The organism is Falsibacillus albus, from assembly GCF_003668575.1.
GTDB lineage: Bacteria > Bacillota > Bacilli > Bacillales > DSM-25281 > Falsibacillus > Falsibacillus albus.
The window spans coordinates 1-18,650 of record NZ_RCVZ01000028.1 but is presented as its reverse complement, the minus strand read 5'-3'; the positions used below and the strand labels follow the sequence as shown (position 1 = coordinate 18,650).

14 protein-coding genes are annotated in these 18,650 nt (G+C 42.8%); 8 read left to right on the top strand and 6 right to left on the bottom strand.

Features of this window, described 5'->3' with window-relative positions; genetic code table 11:
- The first annotated feature begins 418 nt into the window (after nucleotides 1-418).
- From D9X91_RS21690 to D9X91_RS21680, 3 genes are all read left to right on the top strand, one after another.
- Nucleotides 419-1,321 carry an SGNH/GDSL hydrolase family protein gene (locus D9X91_RS21690; protein ID WP_121682747.1) on the top strand — a complete coding sequence of 301 codons (903 nt, stop codon included), beginning with the start codon at nucleotides 419-421 and terminating at the stop codon, nucleotides 1,319-1,321.
- Nucleotides 1,322-1,354: 33 nt separating this feature from the next.
- Entirely contained in the window at nucleotides 1,355-2,341 is a 987-nt protein-coding gene (locus tag D9X91_RS21685) for a Gfo/Idh/MocA family protein (RefSeq protein ID WP_233569888.1), read from the top strand.
- A 153-nt stretch (nucleotides 2,342-2,494) separates the two neighbouring features.
- A complete protein-coding gene (locus tag D9X91_RS21680; protein ID WP_233569887.1) occupies nucleotides 2,495-3,595 on the top strand; it encodes an AbrB family transcriptional regulator in 1,101 nt (366 codons plus the stop codon).
- Nucleotides 3,596-3,762: 167 nt separating this feature from the next.
- Here the strand turns inward: D9X91_RS21680 and D9X91_RS21675 are convergent, their stop codons facing one another.
- The 4 genes from D9X91_RS21675 to D9X91_RS21660 all read right to left on the bottom strand — a co-directional run bounded on the left by D9X91_RS21675 (nucleotide 3,763) and on the right by D9X91_RS21660 (nucleotide 7,778).
- Nucleotides 3,763-4,392: an AmiS/UreI family transporter gene (locus tag D9X91_RS21675; protein ID WP_121682749.1), complete on the bottom strand. Its 630-nt coding sequence runs from the start codon at nucleotides 4,390-4,392 to the stop codon at nucleotides 3,763-3,765.
- Between the two features lie 137 nt (nucleotides 4,393-4,529).
- Entirely contained in the window at nucleotides 4,530-5,711 is a 1,182-nt protein-coding gene (locus D9X91_RS21670) for a NupC/NupG family nucleoside CNT transporter (RefSeq protein WP_121682746.1), read from the bottom strand.
- 366 nt (nucleotides 5,712-6,077) lie between these two features.
- Nucleotides 6,078-6,950, bottom strand: a complete 873-nt coding sequence (locus tag D9X91_RS21665; RefSeq protein WP_121682745.1) for a TetR/AcrR family transcriptional regulator — start codon at nucleotides 6,948-6,950, stop codon at nucleotides 6,078-6,080.
- 405 nt (nucleotides 6,951-7,355) lie between these two features.
- Nucleotides 7,356-7,778, bottom strand: a complete 423-nt coding sequence (locus D9X91_RS21660) for an organic hydroperoxide resistance protein (RefSeq protein WP_121682744.1) — start codon at nucleotides 7,776-7,778, stop codon at nucleotides 7,356-7,358.
- A gap of 179 nt (nucleotides 7,779-7,957) precedes the next feature.
- Here D9X91_RS21660 and D9X91_RS21655 point away from each other — a divergent pair, with 179 nt between their 5' ends.
- Complete coding sequence (locus tag D9X91_RS21655; protein WP_121682743.1) at nucleotides 7,958-8,380, top strand: MarR family winged helix-turn-helix transcriptional regulator; 423 nt, start codon at nucleotides 7,958-7,960, stop codon at nucleotides 8,378-8,380.
- Nucleotides 8,381-8,423: 43 nt separating this feature from the next.
- Here D9X91_RS21655 and D9X91_RS21650 read toward each other — a convergent pair whose 3' ends face one another.
- A complete protein-coding gene (locus D9X91_RS21650) occupies nucleotides 8,424-9,374 on the bottom strand; it encodes a glycerophosphodiester phosphodiesterase (protein WP_407644213.1) in 951 nt (316 codons plus the stop codon).
- 193 nt (nucleotides 9,375-9,567) lie between these two features.
- Here D9X91_RS21650 and D9X91_RS21645 point away from each other — a divergent pair, with 193 nt between their 5' ends.
- Nucleotides 9,568-11,331 (top strand): MASE4 domain-containing protein, encoded by a 1,764-nt coding sequence (locus D9X91_RS21645; RefSeq protein ID WP_121682741.1) that lies wholly within the window; start codon nucleotides 9,568-9,570, stop codon nucleotides 11,329-11,331.
- Between the two features lie 167 nt (nucleotides 11,332-11,498).
- Entirely contained in the window at nucleotides 11,499-12,635 is a 1,137-nt protein-coding gene (locus tag D9X91_RS21640; protein WP_121682740.1) for a DEAD/DEAH box helicase, read from the top strand.
- 441 nt (nucleotides 12,636-13,076) lie between these two features.
- Here the strand turns inward: D9X91_RS21640 and D9X91_RS21635 are convergent, their stop codons facing one another.
- Entirely contained in the window at nucleotides 13,077-14,093 is a 1,017-nt protein-coding gene (locus tag D9X91_RS21635) for an NADP-dependent oxidoreductase (protein WP_121682748.1), read from the bottom strand.
- Between the two features lie 306 nt (nucleotides 14,094-14,399).
- On the opposite strand from D9X91_RS21635, the gene D9X91_RS21630 reads away from it, so the two are divergent.
- Nucleotides 14,400-16,589, top strand: coding sequence for a DNA topoisomerase III (locus tag D9X91_RS21630; protein WP_121682739.1), 2,190 nt, complete (start codon nucleotides 14,400-14,402; stop codon nucleotides 16,587-16,589).
- 252 nt (nucleotides 16,590-16,841) lie between these two features.
- Nucleotides 16,842-18,134 (top strand): ATP-binding protein, encoded by a 1,293-nt coding sequence (locus D9X91_RS21625; protein WP_121682738.1) that lies wholly within the window; start codon nucleotides 16,842-16,844, stop codon nucleotides 18,132-18,134.
- The last annotated feature ends 516 nt before the right edge of the window (nucleotides 18,135-18,650 follow it).

The following is an 18,650-nucleotide window of genomic DNA, read 5'->3' as shown; positions in this document are numbered from 1 at the left end:
ACGAGAACCGTATGTACGGTGGTGTGAGAGGTCGGGAGTTAATCACTCCCTCCTACTCAATTGGATTAAATAGCTATTTTCAAAATTGGCAGGTATAATTTTAATGGATGGATTTGTGGGAAAATGCCGTTATAAACTTTGACACTTATGATGTAAATAGTTCAGGTAAGATTCCGGAGTGGAACTATAGACCTGGCTAGTTCGTCCACAGAAAGCGAACAGATCTTAGAGCTTTAATAACAGAACCTAATTAATTAAGACTGTTTTCTAAAAGAGGTTTTGTAAAAAATCATCGATAAGAGGGTTGATTAGAGCCGAAGGTGAGAGACTCCTGCAGCGGAAATCAACCATTTATGTTATTATCAATATATTTTTAGAAAACGTCCAAATAATAAAACATCTCAAAGGATGAATTTATATGTACCATACTTTGAAAAAGTTGTTTTTTTTATTGCTTCTATTTGGGCTTCTCCTATCAGTTAGCTTTGTACATACTTCAAAAGCGAATGCCCAAGAAAGGATAAACTATTTGGCGCTGGGGGACTCATTGGCCGCCGGGATGACGCCTTATGATCAAATTGGCTCAAGCTACACTGATTTGATTGCCATGGGGCTTAAGCAAAGCGGGAGTCTGGCTGGTTTTTCAAAGACCTTTGCCATTCCAGGGTACACCTCGGGACAATTGCTTGGGCAGCTGCAAGACCGCAATGTGCAAGAGGCAGTAAAGCAGGCAGATTTAATCACGATATCTTCCGGTGCGAACGACTTGCTGCAGCTCATCCAGAAGGACCCGGACCATTTGACAGTGCGCTATCAGCAAATTCCCGTTGATTTCGCATTGAATCAGCTTAGATTGAATGAAGAAGAAATATTGTCACGGATCCATCGCCTGAATTCACATGCGAAGGTGTTTGTGATGGGGTATTATTTCCCTTTCCCCCATATCGCGCCTGACCACAAGCAAGGCACAGCGGGAGAGCTGGCCATTTTAAATAAAATATTGGAGCAGTCTGCCGAGAGAAATGGAGCCGTCTTTGTTCCTGTTTCCAATGAATTCGGATTGGATGCAAAAAGCTTGATACCAAATCCATCAGATGTTCATCCACTTGAAACAGGGTACTTAAAAATGGCTAATCAATTTTTCAGGACCTATACAAATGGAAGGATTGCGCTTTCTGCAAGTGTGCTTGCTCACTTGCCTAAACCGATTCCGCTGACAGAACTGATTGAAAAGGAGCGTCAACGCCAAGAAAGACAAGCGGGTACAGCCGGGGCAGAAAGCCAGCCGGTGCATATAACCGCACCATATGTGACCCAGTAACACTGGTATACAAAATGAAAGAAGGAACCAATGATGTTGAATTTCGGAACGATCGGAACGAGCAGTATTACAACCAAATTTATCAATGCTTCAAGATTGAGCAAGAAGCTTCATTTAACGAGTGTATATTCAAGGGACAAGGCCAATGCGGAGGAATTCGCCAATCGATTCGATGCTGAGTTTACCTATGACGACTTAGAGGAAATGGCTGCAAGCCCGGAGCTGGACGCCGTTTATATTGCTTCGCCCAATTCGCTTCATTACGAACAAGCAAAGCTTTTTCTTCAAAATAAAAAGCATGTGATCTGTGAGAAGCCCATTTTTTCGAACATCCAGGAGCTGGAGGAAATTTTTCAAATTGCCGAAGAAAATGATGTCTATATTTTAGAGGCGATCCGCAATATCCATTCGCCCAATTTCAAAAGGCTGAAGCAGCAACTTTCAAAAGCCGGGAAAATAAGAAGCGCCATTTTGCATTCCATCAAGTATTCGTCCCGGTATGATCAGTTTCTCGAAGGGGAAGATCCGAATATCTTTTCTCCCCAATTTTCGGGGGGCGCGATCGTAGATGTAGGGGTATATCCGATTTTTCTAGCTGCAGGCTTATTCGGTGCGCCGCTTCAGGTTTCCTATCATCCTGTTCGGTTAAGGAACGGAATCGATGGAAGTGGAACGCTTGTACTGACATATGACGACTTCGTCTGCACCGTCCTCTGTTCAAAAATTGCCCAATCGTTCAGCCCAAATGAAATTCACGGGGAAGAAGGGACGTTCATTCTCGATAAAGCAGCGCCAATATCCACCATTGAATATATTGACCATTCGTTAACGAAAAGAGAACAAATTTCGATTCCACAGGAAGAAAACGATATGGTGTACGAAATCGAAGAAATCGTCAGGATCATCGAAACGAAGAATGCAAAAGAATATAAGGAATTGAATGAATTAAGCCGACTCGTGCTGGACATAACAGAAACAGCGAGAAAACAAAACAATATCATTTTCTCATGTGAGAAATAAGAGAGGTGCCAGGCGGAATTTGCCTGGCACTTTGTTGATTTAGTTATGTTCAAAAGTTCATACGTTTAAATTTAGGGACACGAAGTATTTTTCTTGAAGAAATACTTTTTTTTACATAGTATTAAAGAGACAAAAGATAAAAGAAGGGTGATCATGACAAATTTTCAAGCGTTGAAAGAAAATAAATGGATCCGTTGGCTCATGACGCTTGCCTTTTCTCTCGTGGGCGGATCCTTATTTTTCATACTACATGCACCGATTCCTTGGCTATTGGGCCCGATGACAGCAGGATTGATTGTTTCCCGGTTGAATATTTTCAAGCTGTATTGGCCATCCCAGCTCAGAAACACAGGCTTGATTGCTGTAGGTTATATGCTGGGACTTTCCATCACACGGTCTACACTCTTGCAAATTACCCAACAGCTCCCATCCATGCTGATCGTCACGCTCATTATTCTGTTGTTCAGTGCTCTGATTGCGAAAGTTGTGTCAAAGTGGACGGGGATCGATTATAAAACGGTTTTGACAGGAAGCATCCCGGGCGGTCTTTCCCAAATGGTGACGTTGGGGGAAGAAATCAAGGGGATAGATTTGACAGTGGTGACTTTCATTCAGGTGTCCAGGCTGCTCTGCATCATTTTCATTGTACCGTTTCTAATCTTTAGTCCGATCTATTCAGATGGTTTTTCTGGAGCCGGATCCGATCAGTCCGTGCAGGCAAGTGCGGCACAGTGGTCAGGGCTGTTTCCGAATATCATCATTTTCTTCGCCCTGGCTTTGGCTGTGGCGCTAATAGGAAAAAGAATCAAGCTACCCACTCCGTTTTTGCTTGGCCCGATCATTGCAACAGCAATCCTTAGTAATATGGGAATGCACGGTCCACAGCTTCCAAAGTTGATGATCAATATTTCACAGGTTCTAATCGGCGGATATTTTGGACTGATGCTGAAAACGGATCAATTGCAAAACAAGTATAAGATTATCGGATTTGCCTTATTTAATGGTATTGTGCTGACTTCATTTTGCTGGGGATTAAGTGTATTGGTCGAGCTGACCCACCATGAAACTCCCATCACAAGCTTCTTAAGCGTAGCCCCTGGGGGGATGGATCAAATGGGCTTGATTGCAAAAGAATTGCATGCCAACCTGTCCATCATAACAGGCTACCAAATTTTCAGGATTTTCTTCATCCTGTTCATCGTACCACCGGTATTGAAATGGCTATTCAGGAGATCGATGGCAAGGGAAGCATAAAAAAATCTGCCATAATCGGCAGATTTTTTTATGCTTCCTTTTTCAAGGCTCTTTTCTTAAAGATTGTTGTTTTTAACCGTTTTTCCTTAGGAAAATTCATCATATGATGTTGCTTGGAGCGGAAGGTGCGAGACCCCGCAGCGAAGCGAGGAACCTTCCAAAGCTCATTAATCCAAAAGCGGGTTCGGGTCCGCAGCTTCCTTTTTAAACAAAAGAGTCCAGCGGAGGGTGTGGATGCCGAAATAAAAGATGGACCCTGCACACACCCAAGTCCAGATCTGCACGACAAGCGGATTGCTCCATACGCCTGCCAAAGATAGCATGGCAGGGAGAGTCAGTGTCACCCACGATTGGACAAGGGCGACCTTGCCGATATACACTTCGATTTTCTTTTTTCCCGTATTCAACAAATAAAATAAGAACCACAAATATCCCCACATGATCCAAGTCAGTGTATTGACGACGTCATGGAAGTGGATCAGGTAAACGAATGCGTAAAATAGAGCCACGATCGATACCCATAACGAAAACCAGCCAAGTCCGTTTCCTTCTAAATTTTTATAAACCGTAAGACCAAAGTATAAGAACGTTAATCCAAAAAGGAATATGACTCCGTTGCTATATAATGCCCAATTGCTTTGGTCTGATGTGATGACAAGGTAGAAGGGGCTGGCCACTTGGATGACCCCGACAATCAAATTAAACACCGACACACTTTTTCCATCAGCTTTCCCTAAAAGCAATAAGCTATTTAAAAACAGGACTGCACCTGATAATAGTAATCCGACTACTCCCATAATCATTGTGAAGGGGGGAAGAGTGAATATCTTCTTGCCTTCACCTGAACCTCCTTTGATGGTAAGAAAATTGAAAAAAACAAATCCCCTTCAGCCAACAAAAGGCTGAAGAGGAATGATATTTGATCTTGATAATATTAAAGGACGAAGCTGACAATGATGGCAGACAATATGCTGACCAGTGTTGCCCCGTAAAGAAGCTTCAATCCGAATCGTGCAACCACGTTTCCTTGTCTTTCGTTCAATCCCTTAACGGCACCAGCAATGATTCCGATTGAAGAGAAGTTGGCAAAAGAGACAAGGAATACTGAGATGATTCCCAATGTTCTTGGGCTGAATTTATCTGCCATTTTGGAAAGGTCCATCATTGCGACGAATTCATTTGTAACAAGTTTTGTAGCCATGATGCCACCGGCTGATACCACTTCGGATGAAGGGATGCTCATGATGAAGGCTACCGGTGCAAAAATGTATCCAAGGATTTCTTGGAATGAAATACCGAAAATCATATCAAAGATATCATTAATTCCGGCAATCAAAGCAACGAAACCGATTAACATCGCACCAACGATGATGGCAACTTTGAATCCATCCATGATATATTCGCCAAGCATTTCAAAGAACGACTGTTTTTCTTCTTCTTGAATGACAAGAATATCTTGATCCTTATCCACAGTATAAGGGTTGATGATGGACGAAATGATGAATCCACCGAACAAGTTGATCACTAATGCTGTCACGACATATTTTGGTTCGATCATGGTCATGTATGCACCTACAATCGACATGGAAACCGTCGACATGGCCGAAGCACAAAGAGTGTAGAGACGCTGCTTTGGAAGCTGGCCTAATTGTTTCTTCACCGTGATGAAGACTTCTGATTGTCCGACGATGGCAGATGCAACTGCATTATAGGACTCCAATTTCCCCATACCGTTGACTTTGCTAAGTACAATTCCGATTCCTCTCATGATCAATGGGAGGATTTTAAAGTGTTGAAAGATCCCGATTAAAACAGAGATAAAGACGATTGGCAATAATACACTTAAAAAGAATGGTGTTTGATTGTCATTGGCAATGCCGCCAAAGACGAATGATACACCGCTGTTGGCATAATCCAATAACTTGGCAAACCCGCCGGCAAATCCTTTGATTAGGACTAGACCGAATTTTGTATTTAGAAGCAATGCCGAAAGTCCCACTTGGATGACAATCATAAGGATGATTGGCTTAATCTTTACATTTTTTCTGTCACTGCTTGCAAGGAAAGCCAATCCTAAAACAACCAGCAATCCTATAATCGATATTAAATAATTCATTTCCGCCACCTCGCTGATGCATATTTTGCAATAATTTAGTATGAATTGAAAACGCTATTTGTATACGCTTTCAATTAGTATAAAAAATATTCTTTTGTAGGATGTCTGACCTCTGACAAGATTACTATATAGAAATTTCCATGAGAAATCAATACTAAATTCATATGGAAATTTTCGTAAATGTCTAAGGGGAGACGTTAATACCCTACATACTAAGGGATATTTCGGTTGAATTATATAGTAGGCTTTTTCATGAGATGGGATTATTTTCAAAGGTCAAATAGATCCAAATAAAAAAGAGTATAGACTCTTTATGAGTGTATACTCCGATTTCAATGCGATTGGTTGATCGTGCATAAGTTTGAATCATTTTGATAGAAGTTCTTTAAGTTCTTTAACATATCCTTTGATGGACTCGATGGAAGACAGCTCGTTCAGCACACCTTTTAAAATGAATAAACGGGGTTCCTCCTGTTTAAGCTCGCTGACCATGAATTCAATCGACTTAATGATGTCCGTTCTTTCCTGGTCTTTGATGGAAGCTTGATTCAGGATGGCTTTTTTCATTTCTTTAAAAAGATCAAATACATCTTTATAGGATGAGCGTGCAGCGACAGTCGTCAAAATTTCTTTCGCATAGTTTTCAGGGAATAGTGCATCTGGTTTGGTTTCCAACAGTTCTTTCATCATGGCGTCGAAACGGTCAAACATATAGGAGCAGAGGCCGTTTAGCGAAAGGTGATGATCCATGACAGTCAGTACTTTTACATAGCCGTTTACCATACTGTCGAGAATCAGTGAAGCATCGAACACATAAGGCAGTATATTTTCACCGTAAATTTCCAATAGATTCTGTTTTAGCCAATTAAATTTATATTCCTGAAGGCCCAGCATGATCTGCTTGATTTCCGGACTTAAATTCATGGTTTGTTCACGATACTGCATCATGAAAAAGCCCTTGAACTGCAATCTTTGGCGGAGGGTGACCTCCATTTGAGTGATGAAGCGCTCTTTTGGAGGCAATGTGGAATCCACTGCTTCCTCAATGCTGTCCTTCATTAAATCCCCAAAGTATTTGAAAATGTGATACAACAGATCTTCCTTTGACTTGAAGTACGTATAGATGTTTCCTTTTGAAATATTGCTATAGTTAGCAACGGTCTGCATGGAGGTTTCATGGAAACCATGTTCTGCAAATAATTCCATTGCCGATGTTATGATTTTTGTCCTTTTATCCAAGTTTATCACCCTAAAATGACCAGATGGTCGGAATATCTTCGTTTATTGTACTACATTAAACCCCCATTAGTAAATGTAACTCTCTTTTCCAATGATTCTATTTGAAAGAGGTAAATTGATAAAAAAGGATTCAATCAATGACCAGATGGTCAGTCGGTTTAGAGAGGAATATTTCAGTGATCGGGGGAAACCATGGTTGTCAAAGTTTAAACGACTAAACAAATAACAGGGAGCAGAAAGAGATAGACGCTGGCTATGGTTTGGATGATGATGTTTCTTCATCCATGATTAAAACGGGCATCAATTAGAAGGTGATGAGTATAAAGAAAATGAAAAATGCAGCCAAAGCACGTTTTGGCTGCATTTTTTATCGGATGATCAAAAAAACATTTTTACAATGCTCTGTTAAATCAATTCTGCTGATAGCTGTACGTCAATATTTCCACGCGTGGCCTTGGAGTACGGGCAGACTCCATGTGCTTTTTCTACAAGCTCCTCTGCTTCTTCTTGTGAAACTCCGTTGATGCCGACATTCAGTTTGACGGCAAGACCGAAGCCATCCCCTTCTTTTCCAATACTGACTTCTGCTGTCACACGGGATTCAATTTTCTTGCGCGCTTTTTGGGCGACGAGATGAAGGGCGCTGTCAAAGCAGGCGGAATAGCCGGCAGCAAATAGCTGTTCAGGATTGGTCGCTCCCGCTTCTTCATTTCCTCCCAAAGATTTCGGCATGGACAGATTCAAGTCCAATGTGCCGTCGCTTGTGGTTACCTTTCCGCTACGTCCACCTTGTGCTGTCGCACTCGCTGTATACAATGCTTTTTCCATATTAAAACACTCCTTTTCATTTAAAAGATTGTGCACAATTTAATTTTACAAAATTATAATACCATTAAGAATGAAAGATTGTCAAAAATTTAATTTTGCACAATTGACTTTTGTGTGAGTTTTTTATTACTATTAAATAAATGTTTAGTATGGTATACCACACTGAAAGTAGGCAAAACATGAGTGAGGAAAAATTAAAGTTGGAAAATCAAATATGCTTCAAGCTGTATGCGGCTGAAAGAGAAGTGACCAAGCTCTATCGCCCACTGCTGAAGGAACTTGAAATAACATACCCACAATACCTTGTTCTCCTTGTTTTATGGGAAATCGACACCATCACGGTGAAAGAATTGGGCAAGCGTCTTTATTTAGATTCAGGAACATTGACTCCGATGTTGAAAAGAATGGAAGCGAACGTCATCATCGAAAGAAAAAGATCGGAAGTAGACGAACGTATCGTCAATATATCTTTAACAGAAAAGGGGAAAAAGATGCAGGAGAGGGCTGAATGTGTTCCGACCCAACTCCTTGAGAATCTTTCGATCGAGTCGGATGATTTAAAAAAATTAAACGGAATTTTATCTAAAATATTGAACCAATAAAAAAGAGTCGGCAAATCCCGACTCTTTTCATTTGGATACAAATCTAATTTGCCTCTGATTCAGATTGTTTGTAAACCTGATGCAATCTTTCGGGGAAGTTGGTGAACATCCCTGTTGCCCCCCAGTCATAGAGCCGCTTCATATCACCTTTATCATTGACGGTAAATGGATGAACAAGCAGTCCATGCGCCCGAGCCTTTTGGATAAAGGATTCACGGACGATAAATTTATTTCCATAGCGATAGTTCATCCCGATTCCAACGGCATACTGGTGGATAGCATCAAGCTCGCTGCCCATTAATTGTGATGGGGAGGAAGTCAGCCGGTTCATTTCCACAAAACCGCCATCCTCAGCCTGTTTATATAACAATAATTGAACGAGTGGAATGGATGGTGCCAATCTGTGAATTTTTTGCAGGCTGGCTTTGCTGAACGATTCAATGATGACATTGCTGCCTTTTTGGATGTGGTATTTCGCTAATAGCTGCAGCAAGTTCTCTTCCATACCGGGATAGTCCCCGGGAGATTTGGTTTCGATATAGTAATGCGCATCAGACCCATAGCGTTGAAAAATCTCCTCTAAAGTAGGGACCTTTTCTCCTTTATATGCGGGATTTGCATGCTGGGGGGTATTTTCGTTGAACCAGCTCCCTGCATCGAGACTTTTTATATCTTTTAAAGATTTATCTTTCACAAGCCCGTTTCCATTGGTTGTTCGGTCAAGAGTCGGGTCATGCATCGCGATCAATTTTCCATCCTTTGTCATCTGCAAGTCAATTTCAATATAAGCTCTTTCTCGCTGATTGACCAGGTCATACGAAGAAAATGTATGTTCAGGCGCCAGTCCGCTTGCACCCCTGTGGCCAATAATGAGGAAAGATGATTTCATTTTAGGTGGAAGCGGCGTGATTTCAGCAGCGATGGTTTTTGCGCTGATGATGAAGATGAACGCCATGAGGATAAATAAGAGAACTTTTGTCTTTAGCTTCATAATTTGGACACCCTCTCGCCCAGCAGGCTATCTCAAGTATAAAAGAGAAAGCCTGAAATAAAATCGGTCTACTTGTATTTTTACCATTCTTTATCGAATATTAATGTTCCATTTACGTTTTTTCACTATTGTAATGTTACTTAATCGTTTATAATTCTTAAGAACTAGTATTATCCCTGGGAAATGAGGTATAACTGTGGAACAAGTGAAACTCCCTAATTTTTTTACGATCGCTGCAACCAAGGGTCAGAGATTGACTGCCTATTCCATTGGATTCGGTATGATGCTGCTGACGATCGTCATTTTTCCTTTCGGAGGTCACCAGCTTCCTGAAATCAAACCATTTTTACCTGCATTTATCGCGCTCGTATCATTCATAGATTCTGTAACGAGTTATTTATTTTATCGTCAATACCGTGTAACCGGGTCTGTACCGCTATTAGTATTGGCTGGTACATTTTTATATAATGGCCTGATTACGATCCCGCATTTACTGACCTTTCCGAATGTATTTACCGAGAGCGGACTTCTCGGTGCAGGCGGCCAGACGGCGGTTTGGTTCTGGGTTGCCTGGCATACGGGCTTTCCGGCAGGGATTCTCTTATATTTGCTTTCTGTTAAGTATTCGAAGGGTCCTGTCCTTCATAGCCGCCGAAGGATAACCGGTGTTTGTACAATCATCGGAATTGTATTGTTGGTTGCTGCACTGACCATTTGCTTCACACGCTTTCATGAAGCACTGCCTGCCATCATTTCAGGCAGCGGTTATAATGCCATCATTTCATCTGGGATCGGGCCGATGATCTGGTTGCTCCTCATCTTATCCATCATTGGATTGCTTGTTATCGGAAGAATGCAAACCATTTTGGATGTTTGGCTGACCCTTGCTGTATCGGTCTTTTTCTTTGATGTCACACTGACGCTCTTGGGCGGAAGCAGATATTCAATCGGCTGGTACCTTGCAAGAATTAATAGCTTCATATCTGCCAGTGTGATTTTGAGTATTTTCCTTTATGAAATGAACCGATTGTACGCTCTGCTGTCAGAGCAGCACCAACGGTATCAGTCGTTGTTCATGCATAATTCTGATCCTGTGTACTCAGTCGATAAAAATCGACTGCTGAAAAGCGTTAATAATGCTGCAATCAAGTTATTGGGGTATGAGGAAGACGAATTGGTCCATCAAAATGCAGGGTTATTTGTTGCCCCGGGCCATAAGGAAGAAAGCCTGATTAATTTTCAAAAAGCCATGACAGGAAAGCCTCAAAATTATGACTCAATCCTACTGCACAAAAACGGGAGTTTGATCGATGTAAATATTACGACGATCCCGATCATCATCGAGGGAGAGGTGACAGGGACCTTTGGAATCGTGAAGGATATCACGCTTAACAAAAAATCGGAGCAAAAATTGAAAGAAGCGAATTCGATTTTAAAAGAGCTTTCCCTTAATGATGGCTTGACGAAATTAGCCAACCGCCGTCATCTTGACCAATATTTGAACGATCAATGGACAATATGCAGCCGCAATGGACAGTCTATTTCCATCATATTGCTCGATATTGATGATTTCAAAAAGTTCAATGATTCATATGGACATCTGGAAGGAGATCAATGCCTGATCAAAGTGGCTAAAAAGGTAGCAGATCTCACTGGTTCAAGTGGGTTGGCAGCCCGGTTCGGCGGGGAAGAAATGTGTGTCGTCCTTCCAGGGAAGAATGCAGAATTTATAGTTGATTTCGGGGAAAAGCTGAGAGCGGGAATCCAAGAATTGAACATCCGGCACGATGATTCCAATGAAAAAGTGGTGACAGTCAGTGTCGGCATCGGCTCAGCTCAAAGTTGTTTCCACACGTCCGTCAATGAATTAATCGATCAGGCTGACCAGTCCTTATATGCAGCCAAAAAAGCAGGCAAGAACTGTGTAAGATCCAATTCAATTTCAATCATGGACAACTAGTATCAAAATGATTGTCATTTTTAAGGCATGCATTTTAAAATTACTGCACAGCCTGTATAATGGGGATATTGCAAAAGGGGGGGCCGACCCGCTCCGTGTTAAAAAAGTGAACTCGGTGACGCAATGCCGCAACGCGTGTCAGACCCCATAAAACGAAGGAGATAATTATGACTGAAGCAACTTTTTTTGCTGAATTAAAACCGTTTATCCAAGCCGTTTGGGAAAAGGAAGGGTTTCAGGAGCCGACTGCGATCCAAACGAAAGCCATTCCTGCCATTTCGGAACTGAAGGACGTCATTGCCCAATCGCCTACTGGGACAGGAAAGACACTCGCTTATTTGCTGCCTGTCATCAACAAAGTCGATCCAGATAAAAAAGCCCCGCAAGTCGTGATCATGGCTTCTTCCCAGGAGCTCGTCATGCAAATCTTCCAAGAACTCCAAAAATGGACGGAAGGAAGCCAAGTCAAAGGCGCATCCCTGATCGGCGGAGCCAATGTAAAAAGACAGATCGAAAAGCTGAAGAAGCACCCGCAAATCATTGTGGGGACACCGGGAAGGATTCTTGAACTCATCAAACAAAAAAAATTAAAGATGCACGAAGTAAAGACGGTAGTGTTGGATGAAGGGGATCAATTATTGGTGCCGGAGCATATTGAAACCATCCACAGCATCGTGAATTCGACCCTTCAGGATCGGCAGGCCCTCATCTTTTCAGCGACATTGACAGAACGGACGCTTAAAATCGGCAAGGAACTTTTGAATGAGCCTGAAGTTTTGACAGTCGATAAGGATGAGACGATTCAATCGGATGTCGATCACATTTATTTTGTCGCAGAGCCCAGGGACAAAGCGAAGATCCTCGAGAAGATTGCAAGGCTTGATAATATCAAAGCCCTTGCCTTTGTAAAGGATATCGGCGAGATTTCTGTATTAAATAGTAAGCTTCAATACAAAGACCTGCCATCAGGAATGCTTCACAGCGAATTGAAAAAAGATGAGCGCAAGTCTTATTTAAAGGACTTCCGAACAGGGAAATTGAATCTTCTGCTTGCGACGGATGTGGCTGCGCGAGGTTTGGATATAAAAGGCGTGACACATGTGGTACATGTTGACTTTCCAAAAGAACTGACGCAATATATCCACCGTTCAGGCAGGACTGGCAGATTCGGTGCGGAAGGAACCGTCATTTCAATCGTAACGGAGCGGGAGGAACGCGAATTGAAGCAATTCGCCCGTGAGCTCGACATCGAAATCGAAAAGAAGAGGTTCTACAAAGGGCAGATCACGAACGGGGATTATTGAAAAATCGAAGGTCTGCGTTTCATGAAGATGTGCTTATGAAAAGATAAAAGAGGCTGGACAAAAGTGTTTTAGTTGAAGAAAAACCCGAACATCCGAAATCTTTCCATAGACTTCGGATTCGTTCGGGTTTTCCATATTAAAGCATGTTAGTTGTTATTAGCATAATCTAGGTGTTGATTGGAGTGCAAGACGAAGACTCCGGCGGGATTAGCGGGACAGTTGAGACCCCGCAGCGCTGCGAGGAGAAATAGGAGCGGATGTTCGATTAAGTAGTTCGGCACGTCATGTGCCAACATCGAACGACCTCACTTCGTGTGTGGCCCCTCGGAAAGTGAGCATCCTGAAGCGGACAAATAAACATTACAATAGCTGTATACTTTACGAAAATAGCCGAATAAAAAAGACAGATGCGCACGAGCATCTGTCTTTTTCAAAATAAAATTATAGTTTTGCATGCTGAGGTTCGCCGATTTTGACCAGTTGCTTTCCAAGATTATTTCCTTCAAACAATCCAAGGAAGGCATCTGGAATATTCTCGAATCCTTCTGTAATCGTCTCTTCGTATTTCAGTTTGCCTTGCTGCAGCCATTGGCCAAGCTGCTCTGCACCTTCTTTGAATCTTTCGGCATAATCTGAAACGATAAATCCTTTGATAAGTGCGCTCGATTTAATCAATTTCGTCTGAATCCGGGGACCTTGATCATCCACTTTATTATAGGAAGATATAGCGCCGCATTGAGCGATTCGGGCAAACTTGTTCAACAGATTGAGAACGGCATCAGAGATTTCTCCGCCTACATTATCGAAATAGGCATCCACTCCATTCGGGCAAGCCTTTTCCAATGCTTCCTGAATATTTTCGGTTGTTTTGTAATTGATAGCTTCATCAAAGCCGAGCTCATTTTTGATATAGTCGATCTTTTCATCGGAACCGGCGATGCCGACAACACGTGCGCCTTTGATCTTAGCGATTTGGCCGACGACGGATCCGACTGCCCCTGCTGCACCAGAAACGACAACGGTTTCCCCTTCTTTCGGCTGGCAAATATCAATCAACCCGAAGTAGGCAGTCAAACCTGTCAGTCCAAGGATGCCGAGTGAAGTGGTGACCGGTGCCAATTCAGGGTTCACTTTTCGGATTTCTTTCTCAGGAGCTATGGAATATTCTTCCCAGCCGAGCATGCCCGTCACGACATCCCCAGTTTGAAATTGATCTGAATTTGATTCGACGACTTCACCAACCACGCCGCCAACCAATTTCTCATTCAGCTTGAAGGGAGGGACATAGGATTTCGCGTCGCTCATACGTCCCCGCATGTAAGGGTCGACAGATAAATACAAATTATGAATGAGCACTTCCTGATCCCCAAGCTTCGGGATGGACGTTTCCACCAGATTGAAATGTTCATGTGTCGGTGCTGCTTTCGGGCGTTCCACTAAATGAATTTGTCTATTCATACGCTGGTTCATATAAAGTCCTCCTTAAATAGGTGTGATTATTATTGAAATTACCATAGTCATCTCAGTTCGTTCAATTGATTAGACTTGATGCAATACAAATAGTTTGAACCATTAGGGACATCCCATTCAAAGGAAATGGCATCGATCTCATTGGGTGATGGGAAAAGCGAGGTCCGAGCTTCACAGCAAAATTGCGAAAACAGTCAGTTTAAACATCTTCATTCGTTTGGTAAACTAATGAGGTACGAATGAAATGAAATGGAACATAAAATAGATTGTTTATGGATTCGAAAGGATGTTTGGATGAGTAAAACATTAGTATTAGCCGAAAAGCCATCGGTCGGAAGAGATATAGCCCGAGTATTAAACTGCACGAAAAAAGCAAATGGATACTTCGAAGGCAGCCGATATATCGTCTCTTGGGCGCTTGGACATTTGGTTACCTTAGCTGACCCAGAGGTGTATGACAATCAATACAAATATTGGAAAATAGAAGACCTCCCGATCATGCCGGACCATTTAAAGCTTGTCGTGATCAAGCAAAGCGGAAAGCAGTTCAATGTGGTTAAAGGACTGATGAACCGAAACGATGTCAAGGATATCGTCATCGCCACAGATGCCGGACGTGAAGGGGAGCTTGTCGCCAGATGGATCATAGAGAAGGCGCGTGTCCATAAACCGCTTAAGCGCCTTTGGATTTCTTCGGTGACAGATAAAGCGATCAAGGATGGATTTTCAAAGCTCAGACCCGGGAAGGATTTTGAAAATCTGTATCATTCCGCCGTCGCACGTTCAGAAGCGGATTGGTATGTTGGAATCAATGCAACACGTGCGTTGACGACCAAGCATAATGCACAGCTTTCATGCGGCCGCGTTCAAACTCCGACTTTGTCCATCATGGACAAAAGAGAAGAGGATATCAGGAATTTCAAGCCGACGCCGTACTATGGAATCCATGCGGAGACAAAGGGCGATTTCAAGCTTACTTGGAGCGATGTGAAAACGAATTCGACAAGGATTTTCTCTAAGGAAAAAGCGGAAAAAATCGTGAAGGAATTGCAGTCGAAACAAGCTTCAATCAAAGATGTCGATAAGAAATATAAAAAGCAATATGCGCCGGGCCTTTATGACTTGACCCAGCTGCAAAAGGATGCCCATAAAATATTCGGCTTTTCTGCGAAGGAAACTCTGTCCACCATGCAGAAGCTGTATGAGCAGCATAAAGTGCTCACATACCCACGGACCGATTCGAATTATTTATCAAGTGACATCGTGGATACGTTGAAGGACAGGGTGCAAGCGTGCAATGTTCAGCCATATTCCAAGTTCGCCTCGAAAATTTTGGCAAACCCGATCAAGACCAATAAATCTTTTGTGGATGACAGCAAAGTCAGTGATCACCATGCAATCATCCCGACTGAGCAGCCGGCATTGATGGGGAAATTGAGTGCGAAGGAAGCGAAGATTTATGATCTTGTCGTCAAACGCTTCTTATCCGTTTTGATGGCCCCATTTGAATATGAGCAAATGACCATCAAAGCTGCAATTGGTTCTGAAATGTTTACGGCAAAAGGAAAAACGATCCTTTCACAAGGGTGGAAGCAGCTCTATCAGTATGATACAGATGAAGATTCATCGGATGAAATCATGGATCAGCTACTTCCATCCCTGAAAAAAGGAGATGAACTGAAGGTCCATCGCCTTTCCCTCACATCAGGCGAGACGAAGCCGCCTGCGCGTTTCAACGAAGGAACATTGCTGGGAGCGATGGAAAACCCGGTAAAGTTCATGGAAGAAGGGCAAAAAGATCTGAAGAAAACGCTCAATGAGACAGGAGGACTCGGGACAGTCGCCACGCGTGCCGATATCATCGAGAAGCTTTTCAACACATTCCTGATTGAAAAAAGAGGCAAGGATCTGTTCCTGACTTCAAAAGGCCGCCAGCTCTTGGATCTTGTGCCTGAAGATTTGAAATCCCCATCGTTGACTGCCCAATGGGAGCAAAAACTGGGGGCTATTTCCGACGGCAAGCTTTCGAAGGGCAAATTCATCAATGAGATGAAGGCGTATGCGAAAGAAGTCGTCAACGAAATCAAGGGAAGCGAGCAAAAATTCAAGCATGATAACCTTACTGGAAGCAAATGCCCTGATTGCGGAAAACTCATGCTTGAGGTGAACGGGAAAAAAGGGAAAATGCTCGTTTGCCAGGATCGTGAATGCGGCCATCGAAAAAATATATACAAAGTGACCAATGCGCGCTGTCCAAACTGCCATAAAAAGCTGAAGATGACAGGCGAAGGAGAAGGGCAGACCTTTGTGTGTACGTGCGGCCACCGCGAAAAGCTCTCTGCATTCAATAAAAGAAAGAGCAAACAAAAAAATAATAAGGTCTCAAAAAGAGATGTTGCAAAGTATATGAAGAAGCAAGATGACGAACCTACAAATCCGGCGCTTGCAGAAGCGCTGAAGAAGCTTAATTTACATCAGGATTAATCATACGGCTGGCTTTCCTTTATGTCTAAAGGGGAAGTCAGCTTCTTTTTATAGATTCACCATGATCTGGATATAAATCAACTTTGTTGTGGACCATATAAGTAACAATTCTATTGGCTGATATGCTTTTCTTTTTTAGCATGTTAAAGTTATTGATGACTGAAGAAAAAGTGCACGAGATTTCGACACGGGATGAGGTGAAATCATCCTATCGAAAATGGCCATTATCAAAGAGATTGACGGTGAAGATAAATGAATCAATCAAAAAAAACGGCATTGAAAATTGCCATCGTATATATCGTCATCGGCGTCATCTGGATTGTGCTGTCCGATGATTTTTCCATAATCCTTGCTCAAAATAAGCTGCAATTATATATCTTTTTCCAAAGATATAAAGGGTGGCTTTTCATTTTAGTAACGGGAGTCATCATCTATATTCTTGTTTACAGGCGGACCGAGAGCATCCTCAGTTCAGAAAAACAACTTCTGCTTAAAGAACATAAGCTGGAAGAAAAGAATCAGCGGTATCAATCTTTATACCACTATAATCCTGATGGGGTTTTTGAAATGACACAGGCAGGAAAGCTGGCTGCCGTCAATCCGGAGGGACAGGCAATCATTGGTTATGGAGAAGAAGAACTGAAGGGCATGAATATGGCCGAGCTGATTGTCGATCATGATAAACAAAAAGCGGTGGATACATTTAACGCTGCACTCGCAGGAGAAGCACAAAAGTTTGAAATGACCTTGTTGAATGCAGATGGGCAGGAGCGATTGACACGCTGCTCCTTGATTCCCATTGTCATCAATATGGAAGTGACAGGAGTCTTCGGCATTTTGCGTGACATCACAGAAAGCAGGAAAAGCGAGGAACTCATGATCACCTCTGAAAAAATGTCTGTAATCGGACAGCTGGCAGCGGCGGTTGCCCATGAAATCAGAAATCCCCTCACCTCACTAAAGGGGTTTGTCCAGTTGTTGAGCCAGAAGAAAACGAGTGATTATCAATACCTTGATATCATGATGTCAGAAATAGAGCGAATCAATCTGATTTCGAGTGAAATGTTGATACTGGGGAAAAATCAGGAAGTGAAATTTACGAAAACAGACCCGATGGAAGTCTTGAATCAGGTGATGGTGCTGATGGAGGCTGAAGCCAATATGCAAGGGGTGGAGCTTGTCCTGAATAATCATTTGGAAGAGGTAGTCTTCATAATGGCAGATCAAAATCAATTGAAGCAAGTATTCATCAACATCATCAAAAATAGCCTCGAGGCTGTGAAAATTGAAGGGGAAGTGGAAATCAATGTCGAACGGAACTCGGCAGAAGTGACCATTTCCATCGTAGATAACGGAATCGGGATTGAAAAAGCTCGGATGTCGACTTTGGGTGAGCCATTCTATTCCACTAAGGAAAAAGGGACGGGACTCGGATTGGCCGTCTGCTTTAAAATCATTGAAAGGCATCAAGGCAACATCCACATCGAAAGCGAAAAGGGAGCCGGAACGAAGGTAACCGTAGTACTTCCAATAATGCAAGAATAAGAAAGTCCCCCGTTGGCAGCCGCCGGGGGACTTTGTCGTTTATGAAGTTGAATGAGTGAGGCCCGGGAGACGTAGAGGAGAAGGACGGAGCTGGAATGATGCCTGTAATCGAGGGAAAGTGGCGTGAGCGGTCACCAAAGGGTGAGTATGATGCCCGAAAGCGGAGGAAAAAGGCGAGAGTGGTCATCAAAGGGTGAGTATGATGCCCGCAGGCGGGGGAAAAAGGCGAGAGTGGTCATCAAAGGGTGAGTATGATGCCCGAAAGCGGAGGAAAAAGGCGAGAGTGGTCATCAAAGGGGAAGTATGATGACCGCAGGCGAAGGAAAAAGGCGAGAGTGGTCATCAAAGGGGAAGTATGATGACCGCATGCGAGGGAAAAAGGCGAGAGTGGTCATCAAAGGGTGAGTATGATGCCCGCATGCGGGGGAAAAAGGCGAGAGTGGTCATCAAAGGGTGAATATGATGCCCGCAGGCGTGGGGAATTGGCGTGAATGGTCATCAAAGGGTGAGTTTGAT